This is a genomic window from Phytomonospora endophytica (assembly GCF_014202425.1).
Classification (GTDB): Bacteria; Actinomycetota; Actinomycetes; order Mycobacteriales; family Micromonosporaceae; genus Phytomonospora; species Phytomonospora endophytica.
Map to the genome: position 1 here is coordinate 17,765 of NZ_JACHGT010000017.1, position 17,058 is coordinate 34,822.

The 17,058-nt window shown below is 71.1% G+C and carries 16 protein-coding genes; 1 reads left to right on the forward strand and 15 read right to left on the reverse strand.

The features are described from left to right. Window positions 1–12: 12 nt before the first annotated feature. The 10 genes from HNR73_RS31435 to HNR73_RS31480 form a co-directional block, all read right to left on the reverse strand. Window positions 13–1,677: a hypothetical protein gene (locus HNR73_RS31435; protein WP_184791325.1), complete on the reverse strand. Its 1,665-nt coding sequence runs from the start codon at window positions 1,675–1,677 to the stop codon at window positions 13–15. Further along, on the reverse strand, window positions 1,674–2,768 hold the full coding sequence (locus HNR73_RS31440) for an AAA family ATPase (RefSeq protein ID WP_184791326.1): 1,095 nt from the start codon (window positions 2,766–2,768) through the stop codon (window positions 1,674–1,676). The genes HNR73_RS31435 and HNR73_RS31440 overlap by 4 nt, the downstream gene beginning before the upstream one ends. Window positions 2,769–2,945: 177 nt before the next feature. Continuing rightward, a complete protein-coding gene (locus tag HNR73_RS31445; RefSeq protein ID WP_184791327.1) occupies window positions 2,946–3,347 on the reverse strand; it encodes a hypothetical protein in 402 nt (133 codons plus the stop codon). 16 nt (window positions 3,348–3,363) lie between these two features. Beyond that, entirely contained in the window at window positions 3,364–3,873 is a 510-nt protein-coding gene (locus tag HNR73_RS31450; protein WP_184791328.1) for a hypothetical protein, read from the reverse strand. An 81-nt stretch (window positions 3,874–3,954) separates the two neighbouring features. Beyond that, entirely contained in the window at window positions 3,955–4,443 is a 489-nt protein-coding gene (locus HNR73_RS41000) for a MarR family transcriptional regulator (protein ID WP_184791329.1), read from the reverse strand. A gap of 2 nt (window positions 4,444–4,445) precedes the next feature. Continuing rightward, window positions 4,446–5,429 (reverse strand): DUF4192 domain-containing protein, encoded by a 984-nt coding sequence (locus HNR73_RS31460; RefSeq protein WP_184791330.1) that lies wholly within the window; start codon window positions 5,427–5,429, stop codon window positions 4,446–4,448. Between the two features lie 119 nt (window positions 5,430–5,548). After that, window positions 5,549–6,229 carry a hypothetical protein gene (locus HNR73_RS31465; protein ID WP_184791331.1) on the reverse strand — a complete coding sequence of 227 codons (681 nt, stop codon included), beginning with the start codon at window positions 6,227–6,229 and terminating at the stop codon, window positions 5,549–5,551. After that, window positions 6,210–6,704, reverse strand: coding sequence for a hypothetical protein (locus HNR73_RS31470; RefSeq protein WP_184791332.1), 495 nt, complete (start codon window positions 6,702–6,704; stop codon window positions 6,210–6,212). Before HNR73_RS31470 ends, HNR73_RS31465 begins: the two co-directional genes overlap by 20 nt. A gap of 16 nt (window positions 6,705–6,720) precedes the next feature. Then, the gene (locus HNR73_RS31475; protein ID WP_184791333.1) at window positions 6,721–7,644 is read right to left on the reverse strand and encodes a DUF4192 family protein; all 924 of its coding nucleotides are present in this window, start codon (window positions 7,642–7,644) and stop codon (window positions 6,721–6,723) included. A gap of 123 nt (window positions 7,645–7,767) precedes the next feature. Continuing rightward, window positions 7,768–8,214, reverse strand: a complete 447-nt coding sequence (locus HNR73_RS31480; RefSeq protein WP_184791334.1) for a hypothetical protein — start codon at window positions 8,212–8,214, stop codon at window positions 7,768–7,770. Between the two features lie 494 nt (window positions 8,215–8,708). Between HNR73_RS31480 and HNR73_RS31485 the strand changes: the two genes are divergently transcribed. Continuing rightward, window positions 8,709–9,278, forward strand: coding sequence for an RNA polymerase sigma factor (locus tag HNR73_RS31485; protein ID WP_184791335.1), 570 nt, complete (start codon window positions 8,709–8,711; stop codon window positions 9,276–9,278). Between the two features lie 420 nt (window positions 9,279–9,698). Here the strand turns inward: HNR73_RS31485 and HNR73_RS31490 are convergent, their stop codons facing one another. The 5 genes from HNR73_RS31490 to HNR73_RS31510 are packed head-to-tail and all read right to left on the reverse strand — an operon-like array spanning window position 9,699 to window position 17,041. Continuing rightward, a complete protein-coding gene (locus HNR73_RS31490; protein ID WP_184791336.1) occupies window positions 9,699–10,508 on the reverse strand; it encodes a replication-relaxation family protein in 810 nt (269 codons plus the stop codon). Further along, entirely contained in the window at window positions 10,505–12,877 is a 2,373-nt protein-coding gene (locus tag HNR73_RS31495) for a DUF8128 domain-containing protein (protein ID WP_184791337.1), read from the reverse strand. The genes HNR73_RS31490 and HNR73_RS31495 overlap by 4 nt, the downstream gene beginning before the upstream one ends. Beyond that, entirely contained in the window at window positions 12,874–14,583 is a 1,710-nt protein-coding gene (locus HNR73_RS31500; protein ID WP_184791338.1) for a VirB4 family type IV secretion system protein, read from the reverse strand. The genes HNR73_RS31495 and HNR73_RS31500 overlap by 4 nt, the downstream gene beginning before the upstream one ends. After that, window positions 14,580–15,443, reverse strand: a complete 864-nt coding sequence (locus HNR73_RS31505; protein ID WP_184791339.1) for a PrgI family protein — start codon at window positions 15,441–15,443, stop codon at window positions 14,580–14,582. The genes HNR73_RS31500 and HNR73_RS31505 overlap by 4 nt, the downstream gene beginning before the upstream one ends. After that, window positions 15,437–17,041 carry a hypothetical protein gene (locus HNR73_RS31510; RefSeq protein WP_184791340.1) on the reverse strand — a complete coding sequence of 535 codons (1,605 nt, stop codon included), beginning with the start codon at window positions 17,039–17,041 and terminating at the stop codon, window positions 15,437–15,439. Before HNR73_RS31510 ends, HNR73_RS31505 begins: the two co-directional genes overlap by 7 nt. Window positions 17,042–17,058 lie beyond the last annotated feature (17 nt).

Genomic DNA, 17,058 nt, shown 5'->3' on the forward strand with positions numbered 1-17,058 from the left:
GGTTCCTCCTTGTCAGGTCGCGGGCTTGGCGGTGGCCATGGCCGTGGCGACGGCCGCGGTGATCTCGGTGACGGCCGCGGCCGGGTCGGTGCAGCACACGAGAGTGGTGTGCGGGAGATGGACGTGCGGGCCCTCGGGGGTGATCTGGACCAGGGCGCAACCCGACGCGGCCAGTCCGGTGAGGCGCTGAAGCACCGGGGCGGCCTGTCGCCTGGCGAGGCGACCGTCGGTGACCAGCACGAGGATGCGGGCGTCGTGCCCGTGGTGGGACAGGCCGAGGGCCTCATCGAGGGCGTCGATGGCGATGTCGAGATGGTCGGTGCTGTTCTCGGCGGGTGGTTGCGGGATCCGCTCGGGTGGCCGCCCGGGGGCGACGAGGGCTGTGGCGGCCGCACCGAAGGTGACCGCGGCGGCGGCACCGTGGGCGTGGGCGGCGGCGTGGGCGCAGATCCAGGCCGCCGCGCAGGCCGCGTCGGTGACACGGCCCATCGAGATGCTCACGTCGAGGGCGATACCGACTGTCGGGCGTGGGGCCGGTGGGCGCTTGCGTCGGGTGGCGCGCCAGGGTTCGGCCGTGACCGGTGCCCCGGCGGCTTCTTGGGCCCGGCCGGTCAGCACGGCCCGCATGCGCAGCCGCCCGGGTGGGACCCGGCTGGTCACCGTGGTGGTGATCCGTTCGGTGACGGCGGCGTCCTGCAGGGTCTGGGCCAGGCGGCGGGCGGCGCGGTGTTCACCGCTGGACGCCGCACGGGTGGGCAGCCCGTGGTGGCGGGCGAAGACGCTCGTGCCTGGCGAGGTGCCACCGGCCAGTGGGGTGATCGTCTGCTGGGTGGTGAAGGGGTCGGCGGCGATCTGGGCGGCGGTGTTCATCGCGGCGGTGATGCCGCGCCGGCGGGCGGTGGTCTTGCGTTTGGTGCGGCTGCCCGGGCCGCTGACCTTGTCGTCGTCGAGGAGCGTGCACCACTGGTGGGCCAGGCGGCGCGTCCTGGCCGCGTCGTTGTCGCCGGTGAGGATCGCGGCTCGCCAGATCCGTTCGAGTTTGCCGAGGAGTGTGGCGGTCAGGGCGCGAGACAGGGCGGTGCGTGCCGCGGCGACTTCGATGGGGGTGAGGACCTCGGCGTCGACGCGGCCCAGCAGCAGCGCCGCGGCGGTCGCGGCGTCTGTGGGGGTGAGGGTCTTCGGGTCGGTGATGGTCAGGTTGGGCGCGATGATGGTCTTGGTGGACGCGCGCAGCCAGTCGCGGTCGATGCCGCGGCGGCGCAGTTGCGCGGCTTCGATGCGCAGTTCCTCCAGGAGGAGCGCGGCGTCGCGGACCTGTCGGGGCCAGGTGTGGTCTTCGCGCCAGCGGCTGTGGCGGGCGTGGGCTGCTTCGTGGACGAGGACACCGATCCCGGCGGCGTAGCGGGGCAGGTCGAGGGGGTCGGTGGCGTTGATGCCGGCCGGGTCGATGCCGGGGAAGCAGATGTCGCTGTCGAGTTCGATGCTGGCGCAGCCGGGTTTGTAGCAGCCGGGCGCGTCGGGGGATGCGCCCGGTGCGGCGATGACGACCAGGTCGCTGCGGTCGCAGAAGACGCGGACCAGGACGGCCAGGTCGGCCGAGACGCGCAGCCATCCGCTGTGGCTACTGGTCGCGGGTGTGGCCTTCGGGTCGGTGTGGATGTGCGGGACGGCGGTCATGACGAGCTGCCCTTCTGGGGCGGTGGCGAAAGTTGGGTGCCCAGCGCCAGCGGGGTGACCGCTTTGCCGTGCAGGTTGGCCGCGACGCGCTGCACGAGGGCCCGGTCGCCCGTCGGTGCGATCGCGGCGAGGTTGGCGATGGCGGCGTCGAGGCCGAGTTCGGTCGCGAGACGTTTGCAGGCGAGGAGTTCGCGGAGTTGCGGAGCCCATCGGCACTCCCCGGCGGCGAGTTGCCGGTTGAGGTTGCGGGCGATGGCGATCGCGGTGGCCGGTACGCCGAGGGCGTCGGCGAGGTCGAAGTCGGTGGAGACCTCGATGTGGGTGGAGAAGCGGGAGGCCAGGGCGTCGGTGAGGACGGCGCCGTGGACGCCGGGGTTGTGGCCGCCCATGACGTAGAAGCCGGGTGCGGCGGTGACGGTTTCGCCGGGGCGGGCTTTGATGTGGACCTGGCCGCGGCCGTCCATGGCCGGGTAGAGGGCGGCCAGGACGGTGGGGGCGATGAGTGTGGCGTCGTCGACGAAGAGGCAGCGGCCTTCTTCCATGGCGCGGATGAGGGGTCCGTAGGTGAACACGAAGGTCCCGTCGGGGGCTTGGGTGTATTCGCCGATGAAGTCGGCGACGGTGGTGTCGCTGTCCCCGGCGATGGTGATGATGTCGGTGTGTGCGGCTTCGGCCAGGGCGGTCTTGCCGGTGCCAGGTGGTCCGTAGAGCAGGACGGGGACACCGGCGGTGCGCAGTCGGCGCAGGACGTCGACGTCGGATTCCCCGGCGAGGCCGCGGGGGTGGTAGAGCTGCCCGTTGGGGCGGGTGACCGGTGTGGCGCCGGTGAGGACGTGCCCGACCGCCGGCGATGGTGACGGCGTGGGACCGGTGGTGGCGGGGATCCGCCAGCGTTGGGGCCGGCGGCCGTCGGTGATGACCTGTCCGGTCGCGGCGAGTTGGCGCAGGGAGCGGTGGACGGCACCGGCGGAAGTGCCGCCGACGGCGGCGTGGATGGCCGCGACGGTCTCCCATGCGGCCTCGGGTCGGGTGAGGTGGCCGAGGATGTCGTTTTTGAGGCCGTTGCGGCCGCGCCGGCGAGGGCTGGTCATCGTGATCTCGTTTCTGGCTGCTGGTCACCGGCCGGGATAGCTCGACTCGACGGTTGCCGTCGAGTCGTGTGGTGCGTTCGGGTGGTCATGGCGGTTTCCCTTTCTAGGGGTGCGCGCCTGCCGGTGTCCCCGCGCGGGGAGCCGGGCAGGCGCGGGGACTCCACGTGCGGGTCGGGGCTAGTAGGTGATGCCGTCGATGAGGACGCGGGCGGTGGCCAGGAAGCGGGCGATCGCGTCGAGGTCGAGGAGCGTCGCGGCGATCTCGAAGGGCAAGGGTTCCGCCAGTGGCGGGATGACGACCTGTGCCAGTGCCGCACGGTTGAGAACGCCGTCGGCGGCGTCGATCTGGAGGCCGACGTCCGCAGCGGCCTCGCGGGTGTCGACGGCTGCCAGCAGCGCTTGCCACCAGCGGCGTTCGACGGCCAGGCGGTACCAGGCGGTGAGGTCTGCGGCGTCGATGGATCCGCGTTCGGCTTGGGCGCGGATGCCGGTGTCCTTCCAGGCCCAGGCTTGCTGGGTCCGGTCGTGTTGCAGTGAGACCGCCTCGGCCAGGCGGGTCCTGCGGGGGTGGTCGGGCATGGTGAGAGGTCCTTTCTCAGCCCACGTAGCGGGCGGCGGTGGCGCGGATGAGTTGTGCGCGCAGTGGCCTGGGCGCGGCGTCGAGCCAGCCGAGGCTGGCCTGTGCGGCGGTGGAGTGCCGGTCGCTGCCGGGCACGCCGGAGGCGAAGGCGATCAGCCAGGTCGCTTCGCTGACCAGGAAGGCCGTGGCGGCCTCGATGAGCAGCCGGTCGTTGTCGTGGCGTCGCCAGGCGCCGGGGGCCAGTTCGGTCAGGAGCCGGGCGATGGGGATGTCGCGGTCGGGTCGGGTGGTGATGTCGATGAGGCCGGCCACGCTGTGCAGGAGCAGGTCGAGGGCGTCGGTTTCGGACCGGAACGCCACGGCGTACTCGTCGAGGAGGGAGTAGACGTCGCCGTCGGTGTCGTCGGTGTCGGGGGCGAGTGCGGGTTGGCGGGAGGTGCAGGCGGTGCCTTGCAGGGCCGGTGGGGCTCCGGTGGGGTGTGGTGATCTGGTCAGGTGGACGCGTCGCAGGTCGTGTGCGGGCATGGCGGTTTCCTTTCGGTGGGGTGGGTGTGGCGAAGGCCGCCACGTTCCGTGGCGGCCTTCGTGGGAGGAGGGGGTGTGGGGTCAGGTCGTGGGTTCGCCGTCGTCGTGTGCGGGTCGGGCGATGAAGCGGCGGGGTGGCTGGGAGTGGAGCCGGACCTGCCCGGCGTGGATGAGTTTGTCGATGACGTTGGTGACCGCCCCGGCGGAGCGGCCGAGGACGCGGGCGATGTCGCCGGCGGTGACGGCCTGTTCGGGGTGGTCGGTGAAGTACGCGGCGACCATGGCGTGGAGTTCACCGGCGGCGAGCTTGCGGGTCACACCCACCGCGGCCGGTGTGGCGGCGGTGGTGTGGGGTGCGTCGTGGCTTGACAGCCTCCACAGGTCGGGTGCGCCGGGCTTGCCCGGACGGGTGCGCTCGGCTAGTCCGTCGTGTTCCATCGCCTTGAGTTGTTTGGTGACGGTGGAGCGGGCCAGGTGCACGCCAGCGCTGATGTCGGCGATGGTCGCGTGGGGGTGTGCGGCGAGGTAGGCGGCCAGTGTGTGGCGTGGCGTGGGTTGGGGGTCGGTCATGGTCATCGGCCTTTCTGGCTGTCGCTGTGCGGGGGTGGTGTCGAGGTGCGGGTGAGGGCTTGGCCGGGCCGGTAGGCGGCGACGGTGTCGGGGTGGGCGGCGAGGTCGATGAGGCGCCGCAGTTGTTGGGCGGTGGGGTCTTGGGGTGATTGGTCTTCGATGACGCGCAGGGCCGCTGCGGCGATGTGCCCGGCACCGCCGCGCCAGGCGCTGTAGGCGGCCAGCACGGCCGGGGCGGTGCGCAGTTCGGGTGGGGCGTGGGAGACCAGGTGCCGCCAGATGTCCTCGGTGGCGCCCGCCGGGTCGTCGTCGACGGCTGCCATCGCCGCGTCACGGACCTCACCGAAGGTCAAGGCCACGGTCAGGCGCGCGGTCTGGTCGGTGTCGAGGGTCTGTGGGTCGGTGGTGACCTGGTGAAGGAGCTCCAGCGAGGCGGTGACGAAGGCGGAATGGTCGGCCGGGTGGCTGATGGCGTCCACCGTCGATCGGAAGGTGTCGATGGCGGCCAGGGCGGTGTCGTAGGCGGGCCCGCGGGCCGGTGCGAACAGCGCGTCGACGGCGTCGCGGTCGGCGAAGACCGGCATGTCGTCGGTCATGGCCGTATCGGGCGGCGGGACGGCCACGCCCTCGGGCGGGGTTTCCCCGCGCAGGCCGAAGCAGCGTCCATCGTGGACGATCAGGGCGAGGGCGACGTCGACGTCGAGGAGTTCCATGAGCTGGGCGACGCCGGTGACGATCGCTTCGGTCAGTTCCGGGGGGCCGAAGCCGATGAGCAGGAGCGTGTCGGCCAGGGAGGCGTCGACGAAACCCGCAGGGATCGGCAGGGCGGCCATCCCGGGTTCGAGGTCGAGGTTGCCCGAGACGGTGACCTTGCCGTCGCGGATGCCGAGGATAACGAGGTTGGGGGCTTGCGGGTGGTAGCCGATGAGGTACGGGACGGCCGCGATGACCGCCTCGGGGGTGTTGAGGTCGAGGCTGGTGTGCATGATCTGCTCCCTTGTTCGTGCGCCCCTTGTGGTGGGGGCGGTGGAAGGACATGGCCAAGGCCCGCACCTGGGTGGCCGGGTGCGGGCCTTGGCGTTGGTGGGAAGGGGTTATGTCGGGCTCAGTGGTGGGCCCAGGACATCAACCGCGCCAGCAACGGTGCGGGGGCGGTGATCGGCCGGTTGGTGAGCAGCCAGACCACCCGGCTGGAGGTGAGGGCCACCGACTTGACGGTGAAGGTTTGTGCGCCGCCGTCCAGCAGCACCGCATCGGCCGGGTCGGCCAAGGCGAGGAATTTTCGGAAGTCGCGGACCCGCATCGTCGACGCGGTCGGCGAGACCGCCGCGGCGGCGGTGAACCACACCGGGCGGCCGATCCCCACACGTGGCGGGGCACCGGTGGCGATGGAGGCCACGGCGTGGCCTTGGTGGTCACAGTCGGCGATGGCGATGACCACGCTGGCGTGGCGTGGGCAGGCGGCCAAGGCCGTCGCGATGCTCCCGGCGGTCAGGGCGTCCACCTGTGCGGCACGGCGTACCGGCGGTGCGGGGAGGCATTCCGGGCGGATGGAGCGCAGCCATGGCCAGCACCGATGGGGCTTGTCGATGCCGGCCTCGGCGTGCGGGATACGGATGATCTGCCCGCGGTGCGGGACACGAACATGGAAGCGACCGATCGTCACCTCGCGGACCGCGCCGGCCAGGCCGTAGTGCCTGACGGTGGCGTTGTCGGGCAGGCGAAGCATGACCCGGTCAAGGAAGGCCACGTGGGCCCGATGTGATCTAAGCAGCTGCGGCAACATCGCTGCCGCCTCCTTTCGCTACCTGGTGACCTCGCCGGGTGGAGAGGTCGATGGCGAAGACGTGCGCGACGATCTCGTGCGCGGCCAGCCAGAACACCCGCACCGCCGAACCCTGGTGGTGCCGCAAGGCCAGCAGCTCATAGGGCGCCATCACCCTCGGCGCCGACGGTGTCGCCCAGCCGGTCAGGCACCAGAAACCGTCTTCCAGGCAGGCCGACAGACCGGCCAGGGCGGCCGGAACGGGGCATCGCTCCCGGGTCTGCCAGGTGACGCCTGACATGACCTCGCTCAAACAGAGCCGGTCGGACAGGCGCCCGGCGGCCTCCGGTGGCGCTGCCAGCCACCAGCGTTCGACGCCGATCGCCGGGGTGGTGCCTTTGGTGATGTGCGGTGCGGGGATGTTCAGGCAGCCGCGGTCGTGGGCATGGGGATGGGTGCGCCTGCAGGCGATGCAGGCTCGGGATGTGGTGTACATGTCGCATTCCTTTCTCCTAGTTCGGGTCGATCAGGGCGAGGCCGGCGGCGTAGGCGCTGGGTACGCGGCCCGAGCGGATCGCCGCGGCGATCGGGTGCGTGAAGGGGTGGTGCGGGATGAGGTGTTCGGCGATCGCCACGACGTGGCAGCCCAGTACGCCCTGGCCGGTCAGGGCGCAGGAATAGGCGGCCAGCAAGGCGGGCGCTCCCCGGTAGTCGGGTTCTGCGTGCCGAACCAGGTGGATCCACAGCCGCATGGCGGTGTCGGGCCGGTGCTCGGTGAGGGCCAGGGCCTGCATGAAGGTGTCGATGGACCGGTCGAGGGCGGCGGCGGTGTGGGCCGCGGCGTGCGGATCAGGGGCGGCCTCGGCGTCGATGATCGCGGCGAGGTCGATGCGGGGCAGGAGCAGCGGATCGTGGGTGAGTGCGGTGGTGAAGGCCGTGGTCGCCGCCCTCATCGCGGCTCGTGCCGCACCGGTGACGGGGTCGAGAACGGCGGCCACGGCGTCCTCGTCGGCGGCGACGGGTCCGAAGGCGACGGTGAAGACCTCGGTGATGTCGGCCGAGACCTGGGTGGGGCGTCCTTCGGCGGGGCAGGTCGGGTCGTTGAGGTCCCAGTGGCGGCCGGCGTGGCTGACCAGCAGGGTGGCGTCGATGCCGAGCCGGTGGATGTGCGCGGCGAGGTCGGCAAGGGCCGGTGCGGCGATGTCTACGGGTGCGTAGCCGATGAGGATGACCGCGTCGAGGTCGGCCTCGACGTCGCGCAGGGACACCGCGATCCGGGACAGTACGGCGGGGTTGATGGCCCCGACGCGCCACATCGCGCGGATGGTCCCGTCGGGCTGGAGACCGACGATGACGATCGCGTCGCTGATGACGTGCCCGGCCAGGTGCGGTATGACGGCGAGGAGTTCGCTGGGGGTTTCGGTGGAGTAGGTCATGGTCGGATGTCCGTTCTGGTCGAGGGCAGCGGGAAAGACCCGCCGCCGGGGTCGGCGCGGGTCGCTGGCGTGCATGGGTGTGAGCCGCTTTTGGCCGATGGGCCGGGCGGGTGCTTGGTGGCTCTAGGGCCGCAGTTCGACCGCCACCGGGTGGGCGCTGCGGTCTCTTTCGGCCAGCCAGAAGGTGCGGCGGGACTCCGCGCGGTCGATGTGGGTGATGCCGAGCAGCCGGTACGGGCGCAGTGCCCGCGGCCGGGTCAACCGGGTGAAGGCGTGCAGCCGCCACCCGGAGTCTTGAAGCGCGGTCGACGCGAAGGTGACCTCGGCCGACGGGAGCCTCGCGGCGAAGGTCGTCCAGGTCGCCGCCGACATCGCCTCGATGAGGCTCCAGCGGTCGAGGATGCGGCCCTGCGGGTCGGGCGGTGGGGTGATCCACCAGCGTGCGCCGCCCTCGGCGGGCGGGGTGGCCTTGGTGACGTGCAGGTGGGACGGGTCGTCGAGGCAGGCTCGATCGTGAGCACCGGGGTGCGCGCGTCGGCAGGCGACGCACTCGTGTCCGATGAAGAACATGGTGACGCCTTCTGTGTCAGGGCATGGGTGGCCGGGCCCGTGGAGACGGGCAGGAGGCAGCCGTGATGGCCGGACAGCGCGTGGCGCTGTGGGCGGCGACAGGATCGTCGCGGTAGGGGTCGGCGAGCGGCGTGGCCGGTCGGCCGGTGAGGTCGAAACGCAGGTGCGGGATGTGCGTGGCGCGGCCGGTGCGGAGTCGACGAGTCCTCACGAGAGGGCGGGTGGACGTCCGTCACGGCTAGGCGCCGATCCGCGGGAGCGGAGCGAACCTCGACATGCTTTCGGGTGAATGTGTGGTACCCCGACGCTAACCCTTGATCACGGTGTTCGGGCTGGCCGGAGGCGTTTCGGGCAGGCACACCAGAGGCACAGGTCGGCTGGTGCGCCATCCCCCGTGCGTGGGATGGCGACTCGACGATCGCGGCGAATCGAGCGGTCATCGATACCCGTGCCGGCGAACACCGGGTTCGCCGGCCTCTCCCCCAGGTGACCCGATGACCACACCGCCCGCCCCCGACCTGGCCACGCTCGTCGCCCGCGCCAAGACCGGCGACGCCGCCGCCTTCGCCGAGCTCTACACACTGCACCGGCCCACCATCCGCCGCGTCGTCTACGCCCGCATGCGCCACGGCGCCCGCCGCGACGCCGACGACCTCATCGCCGAGACCTTCACCCGCGCCTGGGCCAACATGCCCCGCTTCACCTGGCAGGGCGGCGGCTTCGCCGCCTGGCTGACCCGCATCGCCACCAACCTCGTCCGCGACTGGCACAAGGCCCCGCACACCCGCATCACCGAACCCTGCGGCGACTACACCGACGTCGACTCGCCCGACCTGACCGCCGACCCGGCCGAGCGCGTATGCCTCGCCGGTGACGTCGAGCAGCTGCGTGCAGCGCTGGGCGAGCTGACCGCGATGCAGCAGCGCTGCGTGGACCTGCGCGTCTACCGCGAACGCACGATCAAGGAGACCGCAGAGGTGTTGGGGATGACCGAGGGGGCGGTCAAGGCGCTGTTCCATCGGGCGGTGCTGGGGTTGCGGCGGGTGTGGGAGCCAGACGGGTGAGTCCCGGCGACGAGGGTGGGCGCCGCCTCGACGGCGATCCGCAGGGTCTTTCGCCTTCGCGTACTCCACGCCACCGGATGTGGCACCGCCACACGTTCGGGAACACCGCCGAGCACTCGCCGTGCTTCGTCGGATGCACGCGCGAAGACGGCCGTGAACAGCTCCTCAACGCTGTACTCGCGCTCCCCGAGCAGTACCGTCCCATCGTGGATGCACCGCTTGGGATGTGATTCGCAGCGGGCCGGATCGATCGCCGCCGAGGGCATCGGTGGCGCCCCACCGAACGGTAAAGGCGCTGTCGGCCGGTCCCGTCGGGCGAGCACCGCGACGGTGTTCGAGGTGCCGACGTCGATGCCGATGGCGGTTTCGTCGACGGTGTCCACGCCCGCAAGGGGGAGGCAACCCGGTCTCTGCGAGCGGTCAGTCGGCCACCGTGGACAAAGCCGCACGCCATGTCGTCTCCGGGCGTCGCCAGATCGTCGCGGTGGGGTCGTCGGCGATGGCGCGGTGGGTCGTGGCGATGACCAGACCGGCAGGTGGGACGAGCACGTCGTGGCAGTGTGCTTCGCGCGCCGGTGTGGGCACCTCGATGAGGACCGGCAGTCGTGCAGCGGGGTGGACGAGCCTGGCGTACCGGTCGAGTTTGCGTTGAAGCTGTTGATGGGTCTCGGTTCCGGTGTCGTGTTCGAACCAGAAGCCGAACCGGCGGGTGCCGGTGTGGATGGTGGCGTGTCCGTCGGGGCGGACGAGTCCGCCGCAGGTCTCGGTGCAGCGGGTTTCGTTCCACCAGTCGGTGACCTCGATGGCGGGGTTGTGTCTGGTGGCGGCGCCGAGGCGGCAGAAGAAGTCGTTGACGCCGAGGAGGTGGGTGAGTTTGGGGCTGGCGGCGGTGGTGATCAGGCGGTCGTTGACGGCGGAGTTGGTGGGCGGTTTGGTGTCGTGGCGGGCGGCGTGGATGCGGGCGCCGAGGTGGGCGAGGACCCACCGGTATTCGACCGAGCCTGTCGCTACTGCTGCCCGGAAGCGGTTGAGGACTCCGAGGCGGTAGAGCAGGAGGAGACGTTCGTGGGTGCGGGTCATGGACGTGAAGTAGAGCTTCATAATCTGGCGGGTGGTGAGGACGTGGTGGTCGCCGAGGGTGTCGATGATGGCGAGATCGCGGTCGGTGAGGCGTGACAGGACGGCCGCGAGGTCGCCCGGGGGGACAGTCGTACTGTGTCGGGTTTTCATGGGGCGCTTCCCGACGCGGGTTGACCTGCGTTTTCGTTGCTCGTGGGGGCGGGTGTGGGGTGGTGTTTCGGCGACGGGAGGATTTTCGGGGTCTTGTCGCCCCCGTTGCCCCGGGAGACTTCCCGTCCCCGGTTTTTCGGGCGGATCGGTGGCGCGGGGTTGGTGGCGAGGGTGAAAGCGGGGGTTTCGCGGCCGTCGGCGACCAGGCGTGCCGCGGCGTGGTAGACGTCGAGGTGGGCGAGGTCGTGTTCGGACAGGTGCGGGTGGGTGTGCTTGGCCAGGAGGCGGGCGTCTTCGGGGGAGGCGGTGAAGTAGATCTTGTTGCGGGCGTTCGCGGAGACGGCGAACTGCATGTCGCGGGGCATCTGGGCCAGGTGCTGGTGGGCCACGACGAGGGAGAGGCGGTAGCCGCGGGCTTCGGCGAGGATCTCGTCGAGGGCGCGCGGGAGGGTGAGGAAGTTCTGGGCCTCGTCGAGGTAGAGGGACGCGTCGCGGCGGCGGTGTTCGGGCAGGCTCGCGCGGGCGGTGGTGGCCTGCCAGGTTTTGGCGACGATGATCGACCCGAGCAGGCGGGTGGTGTCGTCGCCGAGTTCGCCTTTGGGGAGGCGGGCGAGGAGGATGCCGCCGTTGAGGATCCGGGACAGGTCGAAGCTCGTGGTGGGTGCGCCGATGGTCTTGCGGACGAAGGCGCGGGTCATCATCGCGCGGATGCGTGACAGGACCGGTCCGACGACCTGGGACTGCAGGCCTGGCGCGAGGGAGTCATACCAGGACCAAAAGCCGCCGAGTCCGGCCGGGTCGTCGACGAGGTCGGCGGTGTAGGGCGCGCGGGCCTTCTTGCTGGACAGCATGAGAGGTAGGGCTTCGAGGGTGGCACCGGGGTAGCGGACGATCGTGAGCAGCGCCGAGCGCAGGACGTCGTCGGCGCGTGGTCCCCAGTGACGTTCGAAGATCTTGCGGCAGATCCCGACGAGGTGATCCACGACGAGGTCGCTGTCGGTACCGGCGAGGGGGTTGATGCCCGGCGGGTCGGGGTCACGCGGGTCGAGGACGACGAGACGGTCACCGAGGCCGGTGCGGTCGATGCGGGCGAGGACGTCGGCGACGAGGTCGCCTTTCGGGTCGACGACGATCACACCCCGCCCGGCGTTGATGTCGCCGAGGACCAGGTTCAGCAGGAGTGTCGACTTGCCGGTGCCGGTGGACCCGAGGATGTGCAGGTGATGGCGGGCATCGGCCGCGGCCAGGGCGATGGGCCTGCCACCGACGGCGGCGGTCCCCAGCGGCTTGGTGCCCCGGCCGCCGCGAAGCACCGCGGCGACAGGGGCGACGAGACGGGCACCGGCGCGAGGCAGCTGCGGGAGAGCCTCGTCGAGCGGAATGTGCGCCAGGGCGGCGAGTTCCCTGGTGGTGAGGAGTTTCCCGCGATACATGATCCGTGTGGCCAAGGTCGTGGCGGCTGCGGGTTGGCGGACGTGCCGGATGGGATCTGTGCTCGAATAGACCGCGAAGGCGGCGGCGAGGCTCTTTTCAACGCCCCGAATCCGGGTTTTCGCCGCCGCCCGATCCGTCACCCGCGTGGTGGCCACGGCGTAGCGGACGGCGACTTCCAGCATCGGCTCGGCGGCGCGTTCGCTCGTGTGCCGCTGGCGTGTCCGTTCCCAGGGCGATGCGCTCGCACCAGGCTTGCCGCGCGGTGTCGTGGCGGTCCGGGCCGGCAGGAACAGCTCGGTGATCGCGGTGACGATCCCGAGTCCTCGCCGGTGGTGGTCGCGGCTGTGCAGGTGGTGGATCCGGGCGCGGGCGGCCGGGCGGGCCAGGATCTGCACGACGGCGTGTTCGTGGGCGTGCAGGCCGGTCATGGCGCCGAGCATGGGCCGCAGCGGGTCAGTGTCGTGATCGCAGGTGAGGGCACTGGCGTCGCTGGTCCCCAGCCGCAGTGCCTTCGCGTCGAGCAGGACCTCCTCGGCGGGTAGTGGTGGTGTCCCGGGGGTGTGGGTGGTGACGGTCGCGGCGGGCCAGGCCGCGCGAATGGCGTCGGCGACCTGTCCGGCCGGCACGGTGTCGGGGACCCAGGCGCGGATGTCGAAGACGGCACCGGTCCAGGCGTACTCGAACACGACATGCGGCTGCCCGCCCCACAGCCGCCTCCACGAGGAGACGGTCAGGCCGGTGATGTGCCGCCAGAACGCTTCGGCGCTGTGCGGGTCAACCTCCGGCGGTGCCTGGATGTGCAAGGTGGTGCCCACCCCGCAATGCCGGGTGGCGAGCCTGCGCGCCCACCACCGCGCGACAACCGCCAGTAGCGCGGCGACGGCGACCGCTGCCGCGAGGACCCCGCCGGTGTCGGGAAACCCGGTCGAGGTCATGCCGCGGCCTCTCCGGTCAGCAGCAACCGCGGATCCATCTCGGCGGCGACCGAGCAGAACGCGACGTGAGTGTCGCCGGCCAACAGCAGCGCTTCGCCTTGCCGGGCGCTGGTCACGAAACCGCGTTCGGCGCCGGTGAGGCCGAACGCATTCGCGACCAGGCTCGCAACCTGCGGCGCTTGGCCCAGCAGGATCTGGGTCGCGGCGTTGGCGATGACGACGCGCCCGAGCTCGCTGGCGAGCATGTCCTCGGCGTCTTGGGTGATGACGGTCAGCCCGGTGCGGTGTTTGCGTGCCGACTTCGCCAGCCGCGACAAAAACGCCGCCCCCGCGGGTGACTGCAGGAGCAGCCAGGCCTCGTCGACGGCGACGATGTGCCGCTCGGTGCTGCCGGTGGCGCGCCGCCATGCGGCGTCGAGGACAAGGAGGGTGCCGACGGCGGCGAGTTCATCGGGGAGTGGTGCGAGGTTGAACGACACCAGGTGCCCGGCGGGGACGGTGGTGGAGGGGCCGTTGAACAGGCGGTTGAAGCCGCCGGTGATGAACGGGTTGAGGCGTGCGGCGAGGGCCTTTCCAGCGGTGGAGTCACCGGCGGCCAGGTGGTGGTGGACGTCGCGCATGAGGGGCGCGGGGCGGGTCCAGGTCGCGGGGTCGTGGGTGATGCCCGCGTGCGTGTAGGCGGCCAGGACGGCGGTGTCGAGGGCGGCGGCCTCATCACCGGTGAGTTCGGTGCCAAGGGCGATCGTGGCGACGGTGTTGGCGAACATGACCCGCCGGGTGAACGCATCCGACTCACCGTCGCTTGGCAGGTCGAGGGGGTTGATGCGTGCCTCGTCGGCGCCGACGGCGATGGTCGTCCCGCCGAGGGCTTCGACGAGATCGGTGTACTCGTTGTCGGGGTCGATGATGGTGGTGGCGACACCGCGGTAGGCCCAGCGGGCGATCTCGGTTTTGGCGAGGAAGGACTTGCCGGCGCCGGATCGGGCGACGATGACCTGGTTGTGGTTGGGCTGCGTAAAGCGGTCCCAGGTGACCGGTGCCCCCGAGGCGAGGTTGACGCCGAGCAGGATCCCGGTGTTGGGCGGCGGGTCTGGGGTGGTGAAAGGAAACGCCGCGGCGATCACATCGGTGTCGATGGTCCTGGCCGAGCCGACGGCGTCGACACCGAAAGGCAGGACCGAGGTCAACGTCTGGAGTTGCCGGAACGACGCCGGCCGCACGGTCAGGCCCGCGGCGGCGGCGTGGGCACGGAGTTGCGCGACGGTCTCGGCCAGCGCGGTGTCGGTGTCGGCGTGGACGAGGAGGTAGGCGGCGAAAGTGAACAGGCGGGTGTCGTCGGTGGCGATGCGTGCGGCGAGGTCTTCGGCGTCGAAGGCAGAGGCGTCGATCTCCGGATCGGAGAGGCGTTGGCGGCGGGCGGCGAAGCGGCGGGATGATTCCAGGCGGGCACGTTTGCGGCGCAGCGAGGTCATGGTCTTGTCCCGTGAGACCGGCGCGATGTGGATCGCGGTGCTCGCCAGGCCGGGGAAGGCCAGCAGGGGTGCCAGCCAGTCGGGGCCGACCTCGCCGGGCAGGCCGGTGACCAGCAGCGCCGCGGTCGGGGTGTCGCCGCAGCGGATGGTGTGCGTGTGGGCGTCGATGACGGCAGGCCACATCGCGGGGTCGGCGGGAGGTCGGCGGCGCGGGAGGCGGTCGAGGATGTTCATGGTGTGCCTCCCACCGGGCGGGTCCCGGGTTCGGTGATGTGGTCGAGGAGTTCCAGGACCGCCGCCGGTGTCAGCGGGGTGCAGTCCAGGCCGCAGCCGGCCAGAGCGTCGGCGATGTCGCGGGCCCGGCGGTCGACGCCGGTGCGGGTGGTGGCGCGGGCGGCGACATAGGTGCGGTGGTGCAGGAGCCGGGCGCGGGTGGAGGCGTCGTGGAGCCAGGCGGCGTGTGCCTCGGCGGCCTCGCGGAGGCCTTGGTGGGGCAGGGTGTGGGCTTGGACGGCCCGGGCGTGGTCGCCCAGATCGGCGGGGACTTGCGTCGAGATGATCTGTACGGGGCCCGACAGGGCGTGAAGTGCCCGGGCGAATCCGGCGACCAGAGCATCTTGTTCGGCGGGTGAGCGCAGGACGAAGTTCACCGTCGAGACGGCCAGCACGATCGTGTACCCGTCTTCGCCGAGGTCGATGAGCCCGTCGGCGGTGACGCCTTTGGCCGGGGAGCGCAGGACCCGGGGCAGCACCGGTGCGGTATCGGTGTTCATCCAGGCCGGGGCGGCCGTCACACCGGGTGCCGGGACGAGGGGGCGGCGGGGCGTGCGCAGCGCGGCCCACAGCAGGGTGTCGAGGCGGGCGCCGTCGCGTTGGGCGAAGACGATCGCGGCGAACAGCAATCCGAGCGGGGCGCACACCGCCACGGCCACGGCGGGCGGCGCGAACACGGTCACGGCCTTCCACAGGCCCAGGGTGCAGGCGGCGCCGGTCGCGGCCCAGGCGACCTGGCGGGTGGTGAGCCCGAACAGCACCTTGTCGGCCAGGTCGATCTGGGGTACCCGCGCGATACGGGGACCTTCCGTGGTCACCATTGCCGTACTCCGTCCCGTCGGCGCACTCGCCGCCGTGTCGGCGTTGCCGGCGGTGCGGGCGTGGGTGGTGTGGATGCGTCGGGCAGTAGTGGCTCGGCCTGGTGCTCGACGACGGGGACCGGGCGAAACCGTGATGCCGGTGGCGTTCCGGGTGCTGGTTTCGGTCGCGGCGTGGCAGGCAGGAATGGATTGTCCGTGGTGTGCCAGGCGGGTCGGTGATATGTCCGAGCAGACCGGTACGCCGGCGCGTAGGCCCCGCCCGGTGGAACGACCGCGGTGGACACGAGGGCTTCGTCTTTCGGCCAGCCGGTCTCGGTGCGCGGCCCGACACTGGCCTCGCCCCTTCTTGGGGGTTTCGGGCCTTTGGGGGGGTCGCTGTTCGGGGTGCGGGGGTGCTCGGGATCGGCGCTGTCGAAACCGCCGGGTTCTTCCCGCACCACCCCGCCCGCCCCAGGTGGTGTGCGGCGTAGCGGGGGCGCGGCCTTTCTGGCCGTCGCCGCGCGGGTGATGCCCTTGACGAGCCCGAAGGACTTGGTGAACAGCAGGGCCTGCAAGGCCGCTCCGACGGGGTTGCCGCCGAAGGGCGCGAAGGCTTTGCGCATCGGCAGGGCCAGTGCCTTGTGCATCAGCCACAACAGGGCCATCACTAGGAGCATGTCGGCGTAGGCGGCGATCGCGTCGGGCATGAGCAGGGGGTTGGTGACACGCTGCCCGTCGCGGAAGAACACCTTCATCCACAACACCAGCACCAGTGCCTGACCGACCGCCGAGACCGCGCACGCGGCGAGGGCCTTCCACCACCATCGCGTCACGGCTTCGGTGGCGGGGAGGGCGTGGCAGGCCATGGCGACGGGCCCGGTGATGGCCAGCAGCATCAACAGCAGGGTTCGCGACACCACGCCGACCAGCAGCAGGGTCAGCATCACGGTGATCGCAATGACGAGGGTGAGCAGCAGCCAGGAGTCGGTGCCCGATACCGAGTCGCTGATCTCGGTGAGCGTGTCGGCGATCGCGTGGGTCGTGCCGGGGGTGAACCCCAGAGACAGGATCGCGTTGACCACGACGTTGACATGGACGATGACCCACGACAAAACCCGCAGCGACAATTCCATCGCGATGGCGGCCATCACCACGCGCGGCAGGATCTCTTTGAGGGAGATGCGGGTCTGCAAGGTCTCATGCGTCATGATCCACATTCCGCCGGTGGTGATCAGCAACAGCAACCCCGCCCGCGCGAGACCGAAGGACAGGTCGTGGAAACCCGACGGGTCGGCCGGGTCCATCACGTTCAAGGACTCCACACGCAGGTTCAAGGTGCCCGCGGTGATCGCTTCGGCCATCGCGGTCAAGGCTTCGGCGACTCTGCCGGCGACCCAGTCGGTGAGAAACCCCAGCAGGTCGTCGGGTCCCAACGGCAAGGGGACCTCACCCAGACCACCGTCGGGGCTCTCGATCTCGGGTGGATCGGACGGTTCAGGAGCATCGGCGAACACCGCTACCGCGACGAGGGTTTCCCTCGGGCCGGTGTCAACGGTGACTCGCGGCAGCCACCAGGAGGCACTCAACCCCAAGGCGACGATCACCGCTATACGCAGCACTCGCCTCGCCCACCGGT

Excerpts from the sequence above, each read along its gene's own strand:
- HNR73_RS31445 (WP_184791327.1), bottom strand. The coding sequence starts at position 3,347 with ATGCCCGACCACCCCCGCAGGACCCGCCTGGCCGAGGCGGTCTCACTG.
- HNR73_RS31480 (WP_184791334.1), bottom strand. The coding sequence starts at position 8,214 with ATGTTCTTCATCGGACACGAGTGCGTCGCCTGCCGACGCGCGCACCCC.
- HNR73_RS31450 (WP_184791328.1), bottom strand. The coding sequence starts at position 3,873 with ATGCCCGCACACGACCTGCGACGCGTCCACCTGACCAGATCACCACAC.
- HNR73_RS31465 (WP_184791331.1), bottom strand. The coding sequence starts at position 6,229 with ATGTTGCCGCAGCTGCTTAGATCACATCGGGCCCACGTGGCCTTCCTT.
- HNR73_RS31505 (WP_184791339.1), bottom strand. The coding sequence starts at position 15,443 with ATGGTGACCACGGAAGGTCCCCGTATCGCGCGGGTACCCCAGATCGAC.
- HNR73_RS41000 (WP_184791329.1), bottom strand. The coding sequence starts at position 4,443 with ATGACCGACCCCCAACCCACGCCACGCCACACACTGGCCGCCTACCTC.
- HNR73_RS31440 (WP_184791326.1), bottom strand. The coding sequence starts at position 2,768 with ATGACCAGCCCTCGCCGGCGCGGCCGCAACGGCCTCAAAAACGACATC.
- HNR73_RS31435 (WP_184791325.1), bottom strand. The coding sequence starts at position 1,677 with ATGACCGCCGTCCCGCACATCCACACCGACCCGAAGGCCACACCCGCG.
- HNR73_RS31485 (WP_184791335.1), top strand. The coding sequence starts at position 8,709 with ATGACCACACCGCCCGCCCCCGACCTGGCCACGCTCGTCGCCCGCGCC.
- HNR73_RS31495 (WP_184791337.1), bottom strand. The coding sequence starts at position 12,877 with ATGACCTCGACCGGGTTTCCCGACACCGGCGGGGTCCTCGCGGCAGCG.
- HNR73_RS31460 (WP_184791330.1), bottom strand. The coding sequence starts at position 5,429 with ATGCACACCAGCCTCGACCTCAACACCCCCGAGGCGGTCATCGCGGCC.
- HNR73_RS31500 (WP_184791338.1), bottom strand. The coding sequence starts at position 14,583 with ATGAACATCCTCGACCGCCTCCCGCGCCGCCGACCTCCCGCCGACCCC.
- HNR73_RS31470 (WP_184791332.1), bottom strand. The coding sequence starts at position 6,704 with ATGTACACCACATCCCGAGCCTGCATCGCCTGCAGGCGCACCCATCCC.
- HNR73_RS31475 (WP_184791333.1), bottom strand. The coding sequence starts at position 7,644 with ATGACCTACTCCACCGAAACCCCCAGCGAACTCCTCGCCGTCATACCG.
- HNR73_RS31490 (WP_184791336.1), bottom strand. The coding sequence starts at position 10,508 with ATGAAAACCCGACACAGTACGACTGTCCCCCCGGGCGACCTCGCGGCC.